Source organism: Microbacterium sp. KR10-403 (assembly GCF_040196215.1).
Classification (GTDB): Bacteria; Actinomycetota; Actinomycetes; order Actinomycetales; family Microbacteriaceae; genus Microbacterium.
In genome coordinates, this window is sequence record NZ_JBEGDC010000007.1 from 259,237 (window position 1) to 276,861 (window position 17,625).

A 17,625-nucleotide genomic window follows, 5' to 3' on the forward strand; every position below is an offset into this window, starting at 1 on the left:
CCATGGCTGATGCCACTGTCTGGCCCCCGGCACCGTGGGATGTCGCCTTTGCCCGGTTCCGTGAACTGGATGCATGGTGGTCGGGGAACGCCGCGGTGCTCGCGGAGATCTACTCCGGCCAGTCCCCCGACGTCGCCCCGACTCACACGGTCGGCGGCCGACGGTTCCAGGGTGGTGTGCTCGGTTCCCTGTCGAAGATGTTCCTGGGGCAGCCGATCATCCCGGAGGAGAAGCGGATGCGCATGCATCTGCCGCTCGCCGCTGACCTGTGCACGCTGTCCGCTGACCTGCTGTTCGGTGAGGCGCCGCAGATCCTGTTCCGCAAGCCGGACAACCTGCCTGTGCAGGAGGGCGACACACGCGCGTCCCGGAAGAAGTGGGTTCATCCCGCGCAGGGCCGCCTCGACGAACTGACGGGGTCGGATGAGGCGCACGCCGAGTTCCTCCTCGCCGGCGAGTACTCGGCTGCGCTGGGCGGCTCCTACCTGGCCGTCGCGTGGGACCCCGATGTCGCCGATCACGTGTTCCCGAAGGCCTACGCCGCTGACACCGCGATCCCCACGTTCCGGCACGGTCGTCTCGTTGGTGTGAAGCTGTGGACCGAGTACAGGGACGGTGACGAGGTGTTCCGCCTCGTCGAGGAGCACAAGCCCGGCACGATCGCGTACACCCTGTACCGTGGCCGGGAACGGTCGCTCGGCGAGCCAGTGCAGATCGATTCCCGCGAGGAGACCGCGCACCTTGCGGGCCTGCGGTCGGCCGCGGACCTCGTGGTCCCTGCCGGTGAACTGCCGGCGACGGTGACCATCGGGACCGGCACGAACCGTCTCGCCGTCACGTACCTCCGCAACGCCGCCCCGGTCCGTGACTGGCGGAAGCTCGGTGAACTGTCGGCACTGGGCCGGTCGGACCTCGACGGCGTGCAGGATGTGCTCGACAAGGTCGACTTCACGTGGTCGTCGCTGATGCGTGATGTGGAGAACGGGCAGGGCCGACTGGTCGTCCCGGAAGAGATGATCGATGTGTCGTCAAAGCCGGGTGAGGGCGCGAACTTCGACGTGTACCGGCAGGTGTTCACCCCCGTGTCTGGCAGCCTCGGGAAGGCGGCGGACGGCAACGGGCCCATGAGCATCGTGCAGTTCGCGATTCGTGTCGAAGAGCACATGGCCGTGATTGAGGGGCTGAAGAAGGAGATCGCGTCGGCGCTCGGCTACTCGGAAGCCCACCTGGGTCTTGACTCTGCGAAGGGTACCCGCACGGCGACGGAGATCGACGCGGACCTGTCCGACTCCGAACGCACCCGCGACAAGAAGGCGTTGCACGCGAAGGGCGCGCTGGCCCGCTGGTCGATGGCTGCGCTCGAGATCGACAAGGCCGTGTTCGGCGGCCCGGACCTGGGCGACATGACCGCGCTGCCGGCGGTGGAGTTCGCGCCGGTGTCTCAGGCTGACCCGGAGAAGCTGGCCCGCACCGCGCAGCTGCTTGACGCCGCACGGGCCGCGTCCCGCAAGGAGATCGTGCGCAGCATCCACCCGGACTGGGATGAGGACGAGATCGACGCCGAGGTGGAGTTGATCAAGCAGGAGATAGGCGCCCCGGCGCCCGACCCGGCCACGTTCACCGGCGACCCGGAGCCTGACGCCCCGTAGGGGGTGGTGACGGTGGATGACGCGCCTGTCGACATCGTTGACCGCCACCGCACGACCGTGTTCGAGATCGACCGTGACGGTTGTGACCGGTGCGGCCCGCATGTTGAGGCGTTCGTGTTCGTGGAGATGCCTGACGGGAAACCGCTCTCGTACTGCCATCACTGCGGCACCCGGTTCTGGGTCGAATTGAACCGTCAAGCCGCGCACGTATACGACCTGCGGCATATGAGGACCCCGTGAAGTTCACGGCCGGGTGGGTGCTCGGCGTCACCATGACGGTCATCATCTGGACCCGTGGCGGCTGGATTCTCGGCCGCATCCTCGCTGTACCCGACGACGTAGACGGGAGACGCCATGCGGTGCGGAATATGTCAGCGTGAGATGCGCGCCCACGGTGTGTCGAAGGCTGACGCGCCCGGCACGGTGGTGGAGATGGCGCGGGGCCTGTGCGTTACCTGCTACGACAAGCACCGCGACCACACCCGGTCCGGCCCCCTGGAGGTGGACGCCCCGTGCGTGCAGGTGCGCACGTGGTTGCGCCCGTCGACGTTCCGTCAGCTGACCGGGCATGCCGCGAACCGTGGCCTCACGCTCGGGGAGCTCATCTCCAAGCTCGCCGACGCCGCCCTGCGGCCCACCGAGATCCCACCCGAGCGCACCGCGGCGACGTCGACCGGTCGTAAGCGGCGGCGTTCGCTCACTGCCGACGAGCGCGCCCAGGCGCAGATGATGCGCGACGCCGGCGACACGCTCGCGACGATCGCCGAGTACTTCGACATCAGCGTCGCGTCGGCGTCCCGGCACACGTCCGTGAGGGCCGCCTAATGCACACGTGCTCGTGCGGCCGTCAGTGGCCGTCGCAGCTTCTCGCTGAGGACTGCCACGACCAGGACGAGATGGAAGCCGACGACCGGGCACACGACCGCCTGTACGGCATCAACCGCCCTCCGGAGGACTGAGAATGTCGGGGGTCAGCGGTAAAATATAGACGGCCCGAAACCGGATGTTGGAGCATCCGCCCGGGCCTAACCCTGAATCGAATGCGAGTCGATTGGAGGGCTGCGATGCAGTCTACCGAACCCGAAACCTGGCTGCCTGTCGTCGGCTACGAGGACCGATACGAAGTCAGCGACCAAGGGCGAGTGCGGAACTCACGCACGGGGTACGTGCTCAAGGCTGCCACGAGCAAGGCGTACCCGTACGTGAACCTCGGCGGCAAGACTCAGAAGGTACACCGACTGGTCGCACTAGCCTTCCTCGGACAGCCCGAACCTGGCCAGGAAGTGTGCCACAACAACGACATCAAGACCGACAATCGGCCCGCGAACCTCAGGTGGGATACTCGGCGGTCGAATGTGGCCGATGCCATGCAGCACGGACTTCACCCGGCTGCTGAACACCAGTCCAGAACGCACTGCCCTCGCGGCCACGAGTACACCGAGGCGAACACCTACCGCCGAACGAATGGTCAGCGGTCGTGCCGTCAGTGCCGCAAGGAAGACGGTCGCGCAGCGTTCGAGCGGAAGAAAGCGCGTGGCTACTCGACGTTGGACGGTCGCCCGCGCCTCTCACGAGCGAAGGGTGCTTCATAGCCTGGGAGGTCCGCCGTGGCACCGTTGTTCAAGCCGAACCCGGCCCGCGAGAGCGTGGAAGAACTCATCGAGGATCTCGCCCGCGAGCTCTCCGACCGGTACAGGGACGCCGAAGACGAACTGATCCGTCAGATCGCGATCCGTGCCGCACGCGACCTCGAACTGTCCCAGCAGCTCACCACAGCCGATGCCGGCCGCGGGTTGACCGTCGCCGAGCGCCGCCGGCAGAACCGCATCCTCGCGGAACTGTCCGCACACCGGGCCGTCGCGATCCGGGAACTGCAGGGCATCGCCGCGGCCATGGTCGAACGACTGCGGGTCGCGGATCTCGCGCAGCATGTCGTCGATGTCGCCGCGACCGAGGGGGAAGCCGCCGCGGCCGCGCAACTCGGGTTCGCCGCCCGTCCCGTGGCCGCGATCGGTGGGCTGACCGTCCCCGCGTCCACGCTGACGTCGTCGGCGGCACAGTCGGTCGCGATGGTGGCACTGTCGCTCGAGTCCCGCCTTGAGGTGCTGAACCAGCGGCTCACCCGGTACCCGCAGGACGCGTACCAGCGGATCGTGTCGTTCTACTCCCCGTCCACGCTGCTCGGCATCAGCACGTCGCGGGTGCAGCAGGCGCAGACGGTGCAGAGGTTCCTCGCTGAGGGCATCCCGTCGTTCACGGACCGGGCGGGGCGCCGGTGGACGATCGGAGCCTACGCGGAGATGGCGGGCCGGACGACGGTGAACCGGGCGTTCAACGACGCCGGCGTGTGGCGGATGCAGCAGTCGGGCATCAGCCTCGTGACCATCGTGCGGGGTCTGGACTCGTGTCAGAAGTGCGCGGCGTGGGCGGGGAAGATCCTCTCCACGGACGGGACACCGGCGGGCACATATGAGCTCCCGCACCAGACCGACGACAGCATGGTGTCGGTGACGGTCGAGGGGACCGTGGACGATGCGCGCGGGGCGGGATGGAATCACCCGAACTGCTTCCCCGGCTTCGTGCCGGTGTCAGCGCCGACCGGTGTTCTTGCTGCCGACGCGCGTTGGTTTGAGGGCGAGGTCGTCGTCATCCACACAGCCACCGGTCGCGAACTCACCGTCACCCCAAACCATCCGGTACTGACGACGGAAGGCTGGGTCGCTGCGGGTGCGCTCGTAGAAGGCCATGACCTCGTCAGCTACCGGGGGGATGTCGAGCAGCCACTCACGAGCCGACCAGATCATGAGGGTGTTGAAGCCCCGATCGGCGAGGTCTACAAGACGCTGCGGGAGTCGGGCGAAGTGACGGCCATCACGATGCCAGGAACCACCGAAGACTTCCACGGCGACGGAACCGCCCACGCCGAGGTCGATGTTGTACTTGCCCACGGCCTGCTGGGGAGTGACGGCAAGCCCACGCGACTGCAACTCTCTCCCGAGAGCGATCTCCTCCTCGGTCGCGTGCGAGAGTCGGATCTGCTTCGTGTAGGCGCGGCTCTCCAGGTCTTCCACGCTGCGGGTCATCCCTCGGACGACGTCGTGAGCGGCGGCGGAGAGCTTGAGCCTGTCTTCGGGACTGGCCTGGGCCATGCGGGTGTACATCGCGGCAGAGCGATCGCGGATCGTGACGCCAGCCTTGACGAGCCGCCGATGGATCACATCGCGGGAGACACCGTGATCGCTGGCGAGTTTCTTGACGCTCTCACCGGTCTCGTATCGACGGACCAAATTGTCAATGTCGATCGTCGTGGATATGCGGGACATGTCTACAATCTCCAGACTGCAGGGGCTTGGTATACAGCCGGTTCTATCATCGTGCACAACTGCCGGTGCAGAGTCGCCCCGTATCTCGCGGGTGTGACGGTGATCACTGACGACTCCACCTACGACGAGAAGGCGGAGAAGGAGCGCGCCGAGCAGCGGCGTCTTGAGCGGGAGATCCGGGCGGCGAAACGCCGCGAGGTCACCGCGATGAACGACACGGACCGTGCCCGGGCCCACGTGGATGTGCGTGAAGCGCAGTCGGACATGCGGGAGTTCATCCGCGACACGGGCCGCCGTCGTGATTCGTACCGCGAGCAGCTGCACTTCGCTGACGGACGGAGGACACGGTGAGCGGACGCGAGCTTGATCCTGACGGGACCGACAGCTACCACCCGCAGCACCCGTTCGAACAGGTCGGGCACGAGCTGTACCTGCCGCCGGACGAGCGCACCCGATCGAACTGGCCGCCGGTTCCGGCGACGCCGCAGGGACCGCATGAGCAGCGCGTCTGGGAGCGTCTGCCACGGCAGCGTCGCCGCAAGGCGCCGAAGACCTTCGGTCCAGGCTTCACCTACTGATCTTGGGAGGGGCGTCAACGCGCCCATCTTGCACGCGAAGGCTGCCCACGACGCCTGCTCCAACTTCCGGGCGAGGCGGTACCTGCGTCCCTCCCGATACATGCCCCGCGCCGCCGCTCCCTGCGCTCGGCGGCGCGGCTTCACGTCCACCGCAGGGGTGGATGACCGATCCCGGCAGGCCCGGGAGGAAGACACCATCATGAACAGCACCAAGCAGTGCACGTACGCGCGCCGCGGCCCGGACGGCCTCGCGCAGATCGGCCTCAACCGGTTCGATGTCGCCGGCATCCGGTTCTTCGACGGGGAGAACGGCGCGGGCGGTGGCGGTGACGGCGGCGATGCAGCCGCACAGGCCGCCGCAGCGGCACAGCAGGACGGCCAGCAGCCGCCCTGGGGCGACGACAAGTCGAAGTTCGACCCCGACAAGGCCTGGACCCTGATCCAGAACGTCAAGGGCGACCTCGCGGCCGAGAAGGGCAAGCGCGAGCAGGCCATCAAGGACGCTGTCGCCGAGGCGGAGAAGAACATTCTCGGGAACATCGCGAAGGCCCTCGGCGGTGGCGAGCAGGTCGAGACCGACCCCGCCAAGCTGCAGGCGTCCGTCGCCGACCTCACCACGAAGCTCGGTGAGAAGGACACCGCGATCACCACCGCACAGGCCGAGGCGAAGGCCGGGCAGGTCGCACTGCAGGTCGCGATCCTCGGCGCACCGCTCGGCGCGAACATCCCGCTCCTGCTCGCCAACGAGCAGTTCAAGACCGCGATCGCCTCGGTAGAACCGACCGATCAGGCCGCCATCACGGCGGAAATCACGAAGGCGCTCCAGGCGAACGCCGCACTCAAGCAGCCCCCCGCCCGGTCAGGTGCCGGCGAGCACACGGGCCCCACGGTGCAGTCCCTCGAAGCTCAGCTGAAGGCAGCCGAGGAGAAGAAGGACGTCACCGAGACCATCCGCCTCAAGCGCGCGATCGCATCCGCGAAGACCGCTCAGGCATAACAACCCGACGCCCTTCGGGGCAGGAAGAAGGCCAGCATGGCTGGAATCACCGGGCAGGGGACCACCTACAACCTGCCCAACTTCGTCGGCGAGCTCTTCAACGTGAGCCCGTCCGAAACGCCCATCCTCTCCGCTATCGGTGGACTCACCGGCGGCGAAGAGGTCAAGTCGGTCGAGTTCGAATGGCAGGAGGAGGATCTCCGCGAGTCGCAGGAGAACCGGTCCCGCCTCGAAGGCGCGAACGCCCAGAACTCGGACCAGCGCGTCCGCCGTAACGTGAAGAACGTCGTCGAGATCCACCAGGAGACCGTCGAAGTCAGCTACACGAAGCAGGCGGCGACCGGTCAGACGTCGGGCGTGAACAACGACCAGACGAACCCGGTCACGAACGAGCTCGACCACCAGATCGCTCTCGCCCTGAAGGCGAAGGCGGTCGACATCGAGCTGTCGTTCATCCTCGGCCGTAAGCACGTGCCGACGGACAACACGACCGAGCGGAAGACGGGTGGCCTGATCGAGGCGATCACCACGAACGTCATCGACCTGGGCGAGTCGCACGCGACCCTCTCCGCGTCGACCGACACCATCGCTGAGACCGCCACCACGCTCGCCAACGGTGACGCGGTGCGGTTCACGAGCGTGGGCACGTCGACCGCGATCCGTCTCGACCGGGTCTACTACGTCGTCGGCAAGACGACCGACGCGTTCAAGGTGTCGGCCACGAAGGGCGGCTCGGCGATCGTCATCGGCACCGCCACGGTGTCGCTGTCGAAGCTGACCACCGCCGGCCCCACGAAGGACACCTACGACGCCCTGTTCGAGCAGGTGTTCACGGCGGGTGGTCTCGGCGACGACACCGCGTCGATCGTCGTCGGCGCCCGCCAGAAGCGGAACCTGTCGACGGCATACGCGAAGGCGTTCGGCCAGTACCAGGAAGCGTCCCGCAACGTCGGCGGCGTCAACTTCACCACGATCATGTCGGACTTCGGCGTGTTCAACGTGATGCTGGACCGCTGGATGCCCGACGACGCGTTCCTCGTGTCGACCCTGTCGCAGCTGAAGCCGAAGTTCCTCGTCACCCCCGGCAAGGGCCACTTCTTCACCGAACCTCTCGCGAAGGTCGGCGCGTCCGACCGTGAGCAGATGTACGGCGAGGTTGGCCTGCAGTGGGGCAACGAGCGTGCCCACGGCATCATCCGCGGCCTGCCCGTCGCTCCCGTCTGGGCGTAAGCCCTGACGCCTGCCCGACGTCGGCCATGACGTCGGGCAGGCACACCCACCCGCTCATCGCAGGGAAAGCAGGTTCATCATGGCACCCACAATCACCGCCCCGGAGTCGTTCACCGGCGTCCGCTCGGGCATCGAGTTCACCGATGGTGTCGCGGAGGTCGATTCGCTCGACGACGCGGCCCGCGAGGTGTTCGCCGCGCATGGCTTCACCGTCGAGGGCGAGAACGGCCCGACCGCCGAGGAGCGCGAAGCAGCCGAGCGCGCCGAGGCTGAGCGCCTCGCCGCCGAAGCGAAGGCCGAGGCCGACCGTGCCGCCGCCGAGAAGGCGGAAGCCGAGAAGGCCGCGAAGGCCAAGAAGTAGCTGCAACAGGTCCCGGCGCGGTGTGACACGCTCCGCCGTGCCGGGGTTCCAGGGAGAGTGAAGCCCCAGTGGTGGGGCACCGGCTTCGAAACCCGGGGGTGCCGTGACTGGCGCAGGCGTTCGACTCGTCCTCTCTCCGCCAACGAACAGGAGGCGTCATGCTTCACATCACCCATCCGCGGCCGCAGTTGGGCCGTCAGACGGCGTTCGGTGTCGTGTTCACCGATGGTGTCGCCGAGGTCGAAGCCCTGCACCCGGAACGGGAGGCCGCGCTCATCCAGCACGGGTTCGTCGTCGCGGAGATCCGTGAGGGCGTGATGCTCGAGGATCTGACCGTCGCGGAGCTGCGGGACATCGCCGACGTGGAGGGCATCGACCTGCCCGTGAAGGCGAAGAAGGCCGACATCATCGCCGCGATCGGCGCGGCCCCGAACATCCGCGTGTTGGAGTGAGCATGGACCTGCGCGTGTACGCGACCCCGGACCAGTACGACGACGTCGCTGAGACCGACTGGGACGGCGACGACGCCCTGCTGCTCAAGCGGCTGCGGGCCGCATCCATCGAGGTCGAGAAGCTCACCCGCCGCGCCGTGTACGACACCGACGACGACGGATACCCCACCGACCCCGACATCGCGGACGCGTTCGCTGAGGCGACGTGTCGGATCGTGGCCTACTGGCAGGAAACGGACGACCCGACCGGCGCTGACGCGTATGCGGGCGCCGTGAAGATCGGGTCCGTGTCCCTCGGCACCACCTCATCCAGCCCCGACTCTCTGACGGCGCAGGAGAAGCTCGCCCGCCGGATCGGGACACGCGCGATCGACATCCTCACCAACGCGGGCCTGCTGGGCTCTGCCGTCGCTCACACGTAGGAGGCTGCCGTGGTCCGTCTGCGCGAGAAGCACCTGCCCGATCGGGTGACCGTACAGATCCTCACCGTTGAGGGCGCAGAGGGCGAAACCTGGACCACGAAGACGGGCGTGCCCGCCTACGTCGAGCAGAAGGCGCGGCTTCGCGTCGACCGCCGCTCCGACTCCCCGACGTCCGGGCAGGAGATCACCTCCTCAACGCTGGTGGTCCTGCTGCTGAAGGACGACGTGCTCCCCCGGTCACGGGTCACCGTCTACCCCGGCGAAGCGCGCGAGCGCACATCCGAGGTCGTGGACAGCGAGTACTACCGCTACCCGGGCACCCCGTCTCACGTCGAGCTCTACCTGGAATGAGGTGACCCGATGGGAATCCGCCTCGAAGTCACAGCCGAGTCCCTGTTCGGCCAGTTCGCTGACGACCTCGACGCGAAGCTGACCGAGGGCGAGACGCTCGCCGCGCACCGGCTCATGGCCCTGTCGACGGCCGTCGCCCCGCTGGACGTCGGCACCCTGATCGGCACAGCCGCGGTCGAGCCTGCACAGACGCCCGAGGAAGGCGCCGCGGTCACCTACGACACCCCGTACGCGGCGCGCCTGCACGAGCACCCTGAGTACAACTTCCAGAACGGCCGCCAGGGCAAGTACTTGGAGTCGCCCGCCGTCGAAAACAAGGATGAACTGGGGCAAATCATCCTGCGCGCCGTGCAGATCGAGTAGAATGAAGGTACGAAAGACCCCCGCATGGACGGCAATCCACCGGGGGCGTGACCGACTCGGGAAGGAGTCGATGTGACCAATCGTACCTGCGTTGCCCATGGCTGCGATCGTGACGCTGTCGCCCGCGGATGGTGCTTGAAGCACTACAAGCGAGAGCGTCGCCGCGTCGGAGGCAAGTTCACGAGAAAGACTCCCGCTGAGCGCCTCGCCGATGGGCTGAAGCGGATGCCGAACGGGTGCCTCGAATGGCAACGCACTCGGAACGAAGACGGATACGGGAGCATTTACGTCAACGGTGTGACGACGCTTACTCACCGCTTCGCGTGGGAGATCGAGAACGGTCCAATCCCGGACGGCCTAAACATCTTGCACCGCTGTGACAACCCGCCCTGTTGCGACCCATCGCACCTGTTCCTCGGTACTCAGGCGGAGAACGTCGATGACATGGTGTCGAAGCGACGACACATGAACAATCGTCGCACCCACTGTCAGCGTGGACACGAGTTCACCGCTGAGAACACGAGAATCGACGAACGCGGCAATCGCCGATGCGTGACGTGCGAGCGGGCCTACCAGCGGAAGTGGCACCGCGAGCACTACGTGCCGCGTTCGGCAACCTGACACCGATTCTCGGGAGGTATCCGTTGACTGATGCACCCGAGATCGTCTTGAATCGTGCGCTCGCGCAGCTGCTCCACGACAAGGGCCTGGCCGTGTACGCGAAGACGGGGACGATCCCCGCGCGCGGCATCCGCCTCGACGGTGTCATGCCGACGACCGTGGACGAGTTCACCCTGCTCACCCCGCTCCGCCCGGTCCCTGAGGGCCGCGCCGACATGACGTACCGAACGCAGATCTACACGCGCCGCAAGGGGTCCGTGCTCGTCGCCCGCCAGTGGGCCGCGGACCTGCGCGCGATCCTCGACCAGACCGAGTACACCCCGGCGGTGCTGGGGATCTCGTGGGCGTGGGAGTTCTCCGCCCTCGACTTCGACCCCGACTCGCAGGGCCGCTCCGCGGTCGCGGCTACGTATTACTTCAAGGGCCGGCGCCCGTAACCCCCACCCACTAGACCACCCCTCCGAGTGCGAGGGGTCGTCGGCATGCGCCGACATCCCCACAAGAAACAAGGAGAGAATCCCATGTCCGACAGCACACTGTACGACACGACCGCCCCGTCCGAGGGCTCCCTGGCGCTCGCTCACCAGAAGCTGCTCCGCCTGAAGCAGTCCGGTGCGTTCGTGAACATCACGGGCGACATCAACAACCTCGCCCTGAACCCGACGCCGATCACGGTGCAGCGTGAGGTGTACGGCACGAAGGGCCGCAACTCGACCGACATCATCGGGTACAACTTCGCCCCGACGTTCGACGTCGAGGTCATGCGCGACCCGGTCACGAAGGAGGTCGTCGCCGCGCAGGCGTGGGTGATCGACCTGATCAACGCCGCCTATGCGGAGGGTGGCGCGAACAAGCGTGACTTCCAGATCATCACCGACGCGCTCGACGAACGGTTCCCCACGTTCGAGGGCACGTTCTCCGTCGCGGTCGCTGACCTGAACACCGGGTACGCGGACAAGGGAGGGTTCCGGTTCACGCTGAACAACGACGGTGTCGTGGAGCGTCTGTCGACCTCCCCGATCGCTGGCACGGGTGAGCCGCTGCTCGAGTCCGCGTCGCCGACCGGTCAGGCGCCTGGTGATCTGATCGTGGTCCGCGGGTACCGGCTCGGTTCGACCGTGTCGGCGACCGTGGGCGGCACGGCTGTCACCGAGCTGCGGGTCGTGGATGACAACACGCTGGTGCTGCAGATCCCGACCGGGATCACCGGTTCCGCACCGATCATCGTCACGAACAGCGTCGGCGCGTCGAACTCGCAGCCGTACACGGCCGCCTGAGTCACGAGAGAGCGCAGGGCAATCTCATGACGAAGGTGGAGAAGGTCGGCCGTGACCTGCACATCGTGCCGTTCGAGGGGATGGACCCGTTCGTGGTCCATCCCCTCCCCGGCAGGGCCGGCATTCAGATTACGGATACGTATCTGGGTGTCTCGGGGGGCGAGAACCGGGCCCAGGAGATGACCGAGGCGATGCAGATCGCCGTCGACGGTGCCGTGTACGACGAAGAGTCGGGACGGTGGCGGCCTCTCCCTGAGGACCAGCAGACCAACTTCAACCGGATCGGCATGGAACTGTCGCAGGACGAAGCGGAAGCAGTCATCATGCCCGCGTTCTTCTGGCAGACGGTCCTCGGCCTCGACGGCGTGAAAGCGTACCTCGAGGGCGGTGAGGGTCTCGCGGGCACCCTAAAAGCGGCGGGGGCGTTGTCGCGCCGTTTGGGGCTCTTGGTCCTGCCGACATCGCCCAAGGGATCCGAGACGGCCTGATCATCCCGGTCGGGCGACCGGATGAGCACGGCGTCTACCCGGAGTACGTGTACACGCCCGAGTGGAAAGCCCGCCGCATGAAGGCGGCGCAGCATGTGCACGAGCCGGACGGGCTGACCGCGAAGGAACTGTGGTCGCTGATCTGGCCGGAACTGTTCGGCGAGGTGGAACTGGACCTTGCACAGCACCAGCTGATCCCGGATCTCGACACGACTCTCGACGCCCGCCCGTGGCATTTCGTCAGGACCGCGATCCTCCGACTTCCCGACATCGAAGGCACCTGGGTGCAGAAGGCGGTGAGAGATGTCGTTCGACGCCGGCGCGCTGATCTTCAAGATCCAGACGGCAGGGGCGCAGACCGCCCAGGCGCAGCTCCGGTCGCTTGACCAGACCGTTCAGGGCGTCGGGAAGACGTCGACGGACGCGAAGGGGAAGGTCGACCAACTCGGCACCTCCACGGACGCGGCGGGGAAGAAGGCGCAGCAGTCGAAGGCGCCGCTGCAGGAGCAGGCGAAGGCCACCCAGGATGTCGGCGACAAGGCGCTGGACGCTGGGAAGAAGCAGCAGCAGCAGTCGAAGATCACGCAGGAGCAGATCGGCGCGTTCAAGGAGCTGTCGAAGGGTCTGCTTATCGCGGGTACCGCGATCGGTGCGTTGATCGGCCTGTCGGTCGCGAAGTACGCCGAGTTCGACCAGGCCATGTCGAACACGGCCGCCGCGACCATGGCGACGAAGGACGAGCAGAAGAAGCTCGGCGACGCCGCCCTGAAGGCCGGAGCGGACACCGCGTATTCCGCGAAGGAAGCCGCAGAGGCTGAGGAAGAACTCGCGAAGGCCGGCCAGTCGGTGTCGGACATTGTCGGCGGGTCGCTGAACGGTGCGCTCGCGCTCGCCGCGGCCGGGCAGTTGGGTGTAGCCCGGTCGGCGGAGATCATGGCCACCACCCTGACCCAGTTCAAGCTGCCCGCGGAGCAGGCCGCGCACGTGTCCGACGTGCTCGCCGCCGGGGCGGGGAAGGCGCAGGGGTCCGTCGATGACCTCGCCCTGGCACTCACCTATGTGGGTCCGCTGGCGCAGGCCGCGCACTGGTCCCTCGACGAAACCGCCGGCACCCTCGCGTACTTCGCGTCGCAGGGCATCCTCGGTGAGAAGGCGGGCACGTCCCTGCGTGGCGTGCTGGCCGCACTGCAGTCCCCGTCACGGCAAGCCGCGTCGGTGATGGAGCAGTACGGGCTGACCGTGTACGACGCGAACGGGAACATGCTGTCCGCGTCTGAGATCGCGGGGAACATGCAGAAGGCGTTCGCCGGCCTCACCGACGAGGAGCGGAATGCGGCACTGGGCCGGATCTTCGGGAACGAGTCGCTGACGGCCGCGAACCTGCTGTACGCGGGCGGTGCGGACGCGATCAACACGTGGACTGACAGTGTCAATGACTCCGGGTATGCGGCGGAGCAGGCCGCGATGCGGCAGGACAACCTCGCCGGCGATGTGGAGAAGCTGGGTGGCGCGTTCGACACGGCCCTGATCAAGACCGGGTCTGGGGCGAACGATGTCCTCCGGGAGATGGTGCAGTCGGTGACGGCGCTGGTGGACTGGTACGGGGAGCTCCCGGAGCCGGTGCAGGCGACCGCGCTCGTCTTCGGTGTGGCGACGGGTGCTGTGCTGCTGTTCCAGGGCGCCACTCTCGGGCTGGTGACGAAGTTCGTGGAGCTTCGGAAGACGCTGCAGCTGGCGAACATCAGTCTTGGCCGGACCGCACTCGTCGGTGCCGGTGTCGGTATCGCCCTCGCGGGTGTGCTCACGGTTGTGGGTCTTCTCGCGCAGGCGCAGGTGGAGGCCCGCCAGAAAGCTCAGGCATACGCTGACACTCTCGAAGAGGGAACGAACAGGATCACCAAGTCGACCACCGACATGGTGAAGGCGAACCTGGCTGCGAAACAGAGCTGGTGGGTCTTTGAGAGCGACTCGGCATACGACGCGGCGGAGAAGCTCGGTGTCGGATTGGATCTCGTCACGAAGGCCGCGATGGGCGATGTCGATGCGCTGAAGCAGCTGAACGAGCAGATCGATGCTGGCGCAAACGGCAGTGAGCGTCAGAAACAGCGGCTTAAGGAGACGGGTCTCGGTCTGGTCGAGTACGGGAACGCCACGAAGACGTTGACGCAGGCGGTCGCAGGTGAAGCCGGGTCGCTGAAGGAAGCGATCCGCGTCGCCGAGCAGAAGAACAGTGTCACTGCGGAAGGCACTGAGGTCACCAAGTCAGCCGCCGACGCGTATCTCGAAGCAGCGGGCAACGTCGACGATCTCGAGTCGCAACTGTCGAAGCTGATCGACCAGATCAACAAGGCGAACGGTGTCGGCCAGGATGCAGTCTCCGCGAACATCGACTACCAGGACTCGCTCGCGAAGCTCGACAAGCAGGTCGCGAACGTGAAGAAGGGCACCGAAGACTACAAGAAAACCCTCGACACGACGACAGCCGCCGGCCGCGACAACTACGACCAGCTCATCGAGACAGCGAAGGGCGGACAGAAGGCCGCTGACGCGGCCCTGGCCGTCGACCACAATACGGACAAGTGGTACAAGTCGCTGAAGGCGAACCGGGACAAGATCCTGCAGAACGCGAAGGATCTCGGCGCGACGGACGAGCAGCTGCAGTACATCTCGGAGCACGTCGTCAACATGCCGACCCAGCACGATATTGACGTCACCGCGAAGACCGCGGCCGCGCAGAGCGCTCTCGATGCACTGCAGCGACGGTACGACAACGCGGTGATCAACATCCGTGTGCAGGCCAACGGGATCAGCACAATCCAGAGCACGGTCGGGCGGATGGTGGGCATCTCGCGCGCGGACGGCGGTGTGATCGAGGCGTACGCGAACGGCGGCATTCGTGAGGACCACGTCGCCCAGTTCGCGCGCGCCGGCGCGTACAGAGTGTGGGCGGAGCCGGAGACCGGCGGGGAAGCGTACATTCCCCTGTCGCCGGCGAAGCGTGGCACGTCCGTCCCTGTGCTCGCGGAGACCGCAAACCGGATGGGGTTCGACATTGTGCCGGCCGGGTCGCGCAGCTTCGCAGACGGGGGTATCCATGATGCTCCCGCCGTGGCCCCGCAGGTTCGTGTGGTGGTGTCATCGAAGGGCGGGATCGACTTGCTGAAGTACATCGACGTGCAGGTGGAGCAGTCCAAGGCCGCCACGAACTTCGCGTTGCGGAGGAGCTGATGCGGTCCGGTGCGATCGCCCGGTTCGCGGGCATCACCGCGTACGGTGACGTCTTCCACGGTGCAGGGTTCCATCTCGTCGACCTGTCCGGGTGGACGGATGCCCCCGACGTCGACATGGAGAAGCTCGCCCGCCCCACGTCGCATGGGCAGTTCTTGGCGCCCGCGTACGCGCGGGCCCGGGATGTGCAGATGAGCGGGTTCCATGTGGCGGACAGTGTCACGTCGATGGAGTACGAGTCCGCTGCGCTGCGTGGCCTGTTCGCCCGGGTCGTGCGGTTGACGATTGAGGAACCGCGCGGCACGTTCTGGGTCGACGGGACGGTGGATGTCGCGACTTACGCGAATCGTGGGTTCGCGTCGGAGGGTGACTGGCTCGTCAACGTGCACTGCGTGGACCCTCGCAAGTACGGGGAACTGCGTACCTTCACAGGGACGACGGTGCAGGTGTTCCAGTACGGTAATTTCCCGGCGTCCCCGGTGATCGAGGTGACTGGGAGCATGCCGTCGGGGTACATGGTGGCGTCGCAGGGGCGGCAGTTCGTGGTGAATCAGGCGTTGTCGTCGGGGCAGACTCACCGGATTGATCTGGCCCGCGGCTGGCTGTACCGGGGCAGCACGCTGCAGTCGGGTGCGGTGGATGTGGCCGAGTCGTTCACGGTCCCGGGCGGCGAGAAGCCGGTGTCGGTGGTGCTCACGCCGGTGTCGGGCTCGGGGCAGATGACCGTGAAGGTCACCGATACGTACATCTGAAGACCGAGGAGGAGGACGCATGGTTGAGCGTGCGCGCGTGCGTTTTGATCAGGCCACGATCCGTGGGTTGAAGGATCAGGTTCGCCGGGCCGGTGGTGGTCCGCGGCTCCAGGATTACATGGTTAAGGATCGGGGACGGAGCGTCCCGACGCTCGCGGACTTCCTGGCCGGAGTTCCTCGGATGTACGTTGGCCGCATGCCTGCCGATGCATCGTGCCCCTACTGCAAGAAGCTCACCTACATGGACTATGTCGAAGACAGCGCTCGCATCGTCGACAGCGAGGTGATGCGCGCGGAGGCGGCGTTCCAGTGCGCGAACTGTTGCAGGTTCAGCGTCGGGGGGATGGTCCACGCGGGGATGTCGACGGATCAGTCGGGGGCATCGTTCGCGCTGCGCCTTCACGCTGACTCCGATCCGGCGGATATCGCTCGGGTGCTTATCGGAAACGTCGAGTACTGGGAGCCGGTCTCACCCGTGGGGCGAGAATACGTCGACGTGCCTCCAGAGATCGCTTCACCGGCAGATGAGGCGCACCGATGTTTCAGCATCGGCGCATTCCGCGCTGCGATACTCCTCGCGCGGAGCGTGGTGGAAGCGATCGCGAAAGCTCGGGGAGTCACCACCGGCGTGCTCCGCCAGAAGATTGATTCTCTCGCGCAGCAGGACGACCTACGCGCTGTGCTCGCTGAATCAGCCCACGAGATCCGGCATGTCGGAAATGATATGGCGCACGGTGATTTCGCGACCGCGGACGTGGGTGCTGATGATGCCGCCGACGTGCTCGAGCTGATGGATGACATCATCGAGGAAATCTTCGCGGTCAGGTCGCGCATCGAGCGTCGGCGCGCGCGCCGTGGAGGCGCCGGGGCATAGCGCTCAGCATCCCCTGACCGGAATCCTCGCACCCCGAGCTGGTATCTGACGACCAGGGATCGGTCGCCATAGCGCATGTTCCAGAGCGCCCTCCCGGCGCGCCAGCAAGCGACGGAGAGGGGTGCTGATGCGCACTGTCGTTTTCGACACGATCACGGGGGCGCCGCTGCTGGACGTGTCGTCGCTGGTGTCTGCGGGGTCGTGGTCGTCGAAGATCGACGGGTCGGGGCAGGGGTCGGTGACGGTGCGGTTGCGGGAGCAGCCGATCACCAGGTCGACGGCGCGGGATCTGTTCCGGGCGAATGCGCGGATGGTCGCGCATGTGGATGATGATGACACGGTCGCCGCGGCGGGCATGTTCCTGACCCCGGATTATGACCGGGACGCGGGCGCGGTCACCTGCCAGTGGACGGATATTCGGGCGCTGTTCGCGCAGCGGATGGGGTTCGGTGTCGGGTCGTGGGGCCCGTCGGGCACGTTGACGGTCACCGGCCGGTCGAGGTCGGGTGCGGTGCGGGCGATCGTGTCGCGTGCGATGCGTGACGGCGAGGAGCCGACGTGGGCGCTGCCGATCGATCTGCCCGATGACGGGACCGGTGCATTCACCCGCACGTGGCCGTACTACGGGTTTCCGACGATGGAGGACTGCCTCGCAGAGG

The 17,625-nt window shown here is 66.7% G+C and carries 23 protein-coding genes and 1 pseudogene; 23 read left to right on the forward strand and 1 reads right to left on the reverse strand.

Going from position 1 to position 17,625, the window contains the following annotated elements; translation table 11 throughout:
- The first annotated feature begins 2 nt into the window (after positions 1-2).
- The 5 genes and pseudogenes from ABMQ42_RS17090 to ABMQ42_RS18205 all read left to right on the forward strand — a co-directional run.
- Positions 3-1,649, forward strand: a complete 1,647-nt coding sequence (locus ABMQ42_RS17090) for a phage portal protein (RefSeq protein ID WP_349724206.1) — start codon at positions 3-5, stop codon at positions 1,647-1,649.
- Between the two features lie 12 nt (positions 1,650-1,661).
- Positions 1,662-1,889, forward strand: coding sequence for a DUF7455 domain-containing protein (locus ABMQ42_RS17095; protein WP_349724207.1), 228 nt, complete (start codon positions 1,662-1,664; stop codon positions 1,887-1,889).
- Between the two features lie 141 nt (positions 1,890-2,030).
- Positions 2,031-2,474 (forward strand): hypothetical protein, encoded by a 444-nt coding sequence (locus tag ABMQ42_RS17100; RefSeq protein ID WP_349724208.1) that lies wholly within the window; start codon positions 2,031-2,033, stop codon positions 2,472-2,474.
- A 239-nt stretch (positions 2,475-2,713) separates the two neighbouring features.
- On the forward strand, positions 2,714-3,241 hold the full coding sequence (locus ABMQ42_RS18200; protein WP_502884755.1) for an NUMOD4 motif-containing HNH endonuclease: 528 nt from the start codon (positions 2,714-2,716) through the stop codon (positions 3,239-3,241).
- A gap of 54 nt (positions 3,242-3,295) precedes the next feature.
- A pseudogene (locus ABMQ42_RS18205) lies at positions 3,296-4,156 on the forward strand (phage minor capsid protein); the annotation flags it as partial.
- A gap of 81 nt (positions 4,157-4,237) precedes the next feature.
- On the opposite strand, the gene ABMQ42_RS18210 reads toward ABMQ42_RS18205, so the two are convergent.
- A complete protein-coding gene (locus tag ABMQ42_RS18210; RefSeq protein ID WP_502884759.1) occupies positions 4,238-4,972 on the reverse strand; it encodes a helix-turn-helix domain-containing protein in 735 nt (244 codons plus the stop codon).
- Here ABMQ42_RS18210 and ABMQ42_RS18215 point away from each other — a divergent pair.
- The 18 genes from ABMQ42_RS18215 to ABMQ42_RS17190 form a co-directional block, all read left to right on the forward strand.
- Positions 4,859-5,323 (forward strand): phage minor capsid protein, encoded by a 465-nt coding sequence (locus tag ABMQ42_RS18215; RefSeq protein ID WP_502884760.1) that lies wholly within the window; start codon positions 4,859-4,861, stop codon positions 5,321-5,323. The two genes, ABMQ42_RS18210 and ABMQ42_RS18215, sit on opposite strands and share 114 nt — an antisense overlap.
- Positions 5,320-5,550, forward strand: coding sequence for a hypothetical protein (locus tag ABMQ42_RS17110; protein WP_349724209.1), 231 nt, complete (start codon positions 5,320-5,322; stop codon positions 5,548-5,550). Before ABMQ42_RS18215 ends, ABMQ42_RS17110 begins: the two co-directional genes overlap by 4 nt.
- A gap of 199 nt (positions 5,551-5,749) precedes the next feature.
- Positions 5,750-6,547, forward strand: coding sequence for a hypothetical protein (locus ABMQ42_RS17115; protein ID WP_349724210.1), 798 nt, complete (start codon positions 5,750-5,752; stop codon positions 6,545-6,547).
- Between the two features lie 36 nt (positions 6,548-6,583).
- A complete protein-coding gene (locus ABMQ42_RS17120) occupies positions 6,584-7,777 on the forward strand; it encodes an SU10 major capsid protein (RefSeq protein ID WP_349724211.1) in 1,194 nt (397 codons plus the stop codon).
- A 79-nt stretch (positions 7,778-7,856) separates the two neighbouring features.
- A complete protein-coding gene (locus tag ABMQ42_RS17125; protein WP_349724212.1) occupies positions 7,857-8,138 on the forward strand; it encodes a hypothetical protein in 282 nt (93 codons plus the stop codon).
- A gap of 158 nt (positions 8,139-8,296) precedes the next feature.
- A complete protein-coding gene (locus tag ABMQ42_RS17130; RefSeq protein ID WP_349724213.1) occupies positions 8,297-8,590 on the forward strand; it encodes a hypothetical protein in 294 nt (97 codons plus the stop codon).
- Positions 8,591-8,592: 2 nt separating this feature from the next.
- The gene (locus ABMQ42_RS17135) at positions 8,593-9,012 is read left to right on the forward strand and encodes a head-tail connector protein (protein ID WP_349724214.1); all 420 of its coding nucleotides are present in this window, start codon (positions 8,593-8,595) and stop codon (positions 9,010-9,012) included.
- Between the two features lie 9 nt (positions 9,013-9,021).
- Positions 9,022-9,363, forward strand: coding sequence for a hypothetical protein (locus tag ABMQ42_RS17140; RefSeq protein WP_349724215.1), 342 nt, complete (start codon positions 9,022-9,024; stop codon positions 9,361-9,363).
- Positions 9,364-9,372: 9 nt separating this feature from the next.
- Complete coding sequence (locus ABMQ42_RS17145; RefSeq protein ID WP_349724216.1) at positions 9,373-9,726, forward strand: hypothetical protein; 354 nt, start codon at positions 9,373-9,375, stop codon at positions 9,724-9,726.
- A gap of 72 nt (positions 9,727-9,798) precedes the next feature.
- Positions 9,799-10,347: an HNH endonuclease signature motif containing protein gene (locus tag ABMQ42_RS17150; protein WP_349724217.1), complete on the forward strand. Its 549-nt coding sequence runs from the start codon at positions 9,799-9,801 to the stop codon at positions 10,345-10,347.
- Between the two features lie 23 nt (positions 10,348-10,370).
- Entirely contained in the window at positions 10,371-10,784 is a 414-nt protein-coding gene (locus tag ABMQ42_RS17155; protein ID WP_349724218.1) for a hypothetical protein, read from the forward strand.
- An 84-nt stretch (positions 10,785-10,868) separates the two neighbouring features.
- Complete coding sequence (locus ABMQ42_RS17160) at positions 10,869-11,624, forward strand: IPT/TIG domain-containing protein (RefSeq protein ID WP_349724219.1); 756 nt, start codon at positions 10,869-10,871, stop codon at positions 11,622-11,624.
- A gap of 26 nt (positions 11,625-11,650) precedes the next feature.
- Positions 11,651-12,112 carry a hypothetical protein gene (locus tag ABMQ42_RS17165; protein WP_349724220.1) on the forward strand — a complete coding sequence of 154 codons (462 nt, stop codon included), beginning with the start codon at positions 11,651-11,653 and terminating at the stop codon, positions 12,110-12,112.
- Between the two features lie 47 nt (positions 12,113-12,159).
- Positions 12,160-12,498, forward strand: coding sequence for a hypothetical protein (locus ABMQ42_RS17170; RefSeq protein WP_349724221.1), 339 nt, complete (start codon positions 12,160-12,162; stop codon positions 12,496-12,498).
- A complete protein-coding gene (locus ABMQ42_RS17175; protein ID WP_349724222.1) occupies positions 12,416-15,340 on the forward strand; it encodes a phage tail tape measure protein in 2,925 nt (974 codons plus the stop codon). Before ABMQ42_RS17170 ends, ABMQ42_RS17175 begins: the two co-directional genes overlap by 83 nt.
- On the forward strand, positions 15,340-16,092 hold the full coding sequence (locus ABMQ42_RS17180; RefSeq protein WP_349724223.1) for a hypothetical protein: 753 nt from the start codon (positions 15,340-15,342) through the stop codon (positions 16,090-16,092). The genes ABMQ42_RS17175 and ABMQ42_RS17180 overlap by 1 nt, the downstream gene beginning before the upstream one ends.
- 19 nt (positions 16,093-16,111) lie before the next feature.
- A complete protein-coding gene (locus tag ABMQ42_RS17185) occupies positions 16,112-16,966 on the forward strand; it encodes a DUF4145 domain-containing protein (protein WP_349724224.1) in 855 nt (284 codons plus the stop codon).
- 127 nt (positions 16,967-17,093) lie between these two features.
- A partial coding sequence (locus tag ABMQ42_RS17190; protein ID WP_349724225.1) for a hypothetical protein occupies positions 17,094-17,625 on the forward strand: 532 nt, incomplete at its 3' end.

What these genes read in the sequence shown, in the direction of transcription:
- ABMQ42_RS17090 (WP_349724206.1), top strand. Translation starts at nt 3, where the DNA reads ATGGCTGATGCCACTGTCTGGCCCCCGGCACCGTGGGATGTCGCCTTT.
- ABMQ42_RS17100 (WP_349724208.1), top strand. Translation starts at nt 2,031, where the DNA reads ATGCGCGCCCACGGTGTGTCGAAGGCTGACGCGCCCGGCACGGTGGTG.
- ABMQ42_RS18200 (WP_502884755.1), top strand. Translation starts at nt 2,714, where the DNA reads ATGCAGTCTACCGAACCCGAAACCTGGCTGCCTGTCGTCGGCTACGAG.
- ABMQ42_RS18215 (WP_502884760.1), top strand. Translation starts at nt 4,859, where the DNA reads ATGGATCACATCGCGGGAGACACCGTGATCGCTGGCGAGTTTCTTGAC.
- ABMQ42_RS18210 (WP_502884759.1), bottom strand. Translation starts at nt 4,972, where the DNA reads ATGTCCCGCATATCCACGACGATCGACATTGACAATTTGGTCCGTCGA.
- ABMQ42_RS17115 (WP_349724210.1), top strand. Translation starts at nt 5,750, where the DNA reads ATGAACAGCACCAAGCAGTGCACGTACGCGCGCCGCGGCCCGGACGGC.
- ABMQ42_RS17120 (WP_349724211.1), top strand. Translation starts at nt 6,584, where the DNA reads ATGGCTGGAATCACCGGGCAGGGGACCACCTACAACCTGCCCAACTTC.
- ABMQ42_RS17125 (WP_349724212.1), top strand. Translation starts at nt 7,857, where the DNA reads ATGGCACCCACAATCACCGCCCCGGAGTCGTTCACCGGCGTCCGCTCG.
- ABMQ42_RS17130 (WP_349724213.1), top strand. Translation starts at nt 8,297, where the DNA reads ATGCTTCACATCACCCATCCGCGGCCGCAGTTGGGCCGTCAGACGGCG.
- ABMQ42_RS17135 (WP_349724214.1), top strand. Translation starts at nt 8,593, where the DNA reads ATGGACCTGCGCGTGTACGCGACCCCGGACCAGTACGACGACGTCGCT.
- ABMQ42_RS17145 (WP_349724216.1), top strand. Translation starts at nt 9,373, where the DNA reads ATGGGAATCCGCCTCGAAGTCACAGCCGAGTCCCTGTTCGGCCAGTTC.
- ABMQ42_RS17160 (WP_349724219.1), top strand. Translation starts at nt 10,869, where the DNA reads ATGTCCGACAGCACACTGTACGACACGACCGCCCCGTCCGAGGGCTCC.
- ABMQ42_RS17165 (WP_349724220.1), top strand. Translation starts at nt 11,651, where the DNA reads ATGACGAAGGTGGAGAAGGTCGGCCGTGACCTGCACATCGTGCCGTTC.
- ABMQ42_RS17175 (WP_349724222.1), top strand. Translation starts at nt 12,416, where the DNA reads ATGTCGTTCGACGCCGGCGCGCTGATCTTCAAGATCCAGACGGCAGGG.
- ABMQ42_RS17180 (WP_349724223.1), top strand. Translation starts at nt 15,340, where the DNA reads ATGCGGTCCGGTGCGATCGCCCGGTTCGCGGGCATCACCGCGTACGGT.
- ABMQ42_RS17185 (WP_349724224.1), top strand. Translation starts at nt 16,112, where the DNA reads ATGGTTGAGCGTGCGCGCGTGCGTTTTGATCAGGCCACGATCCGTGGG.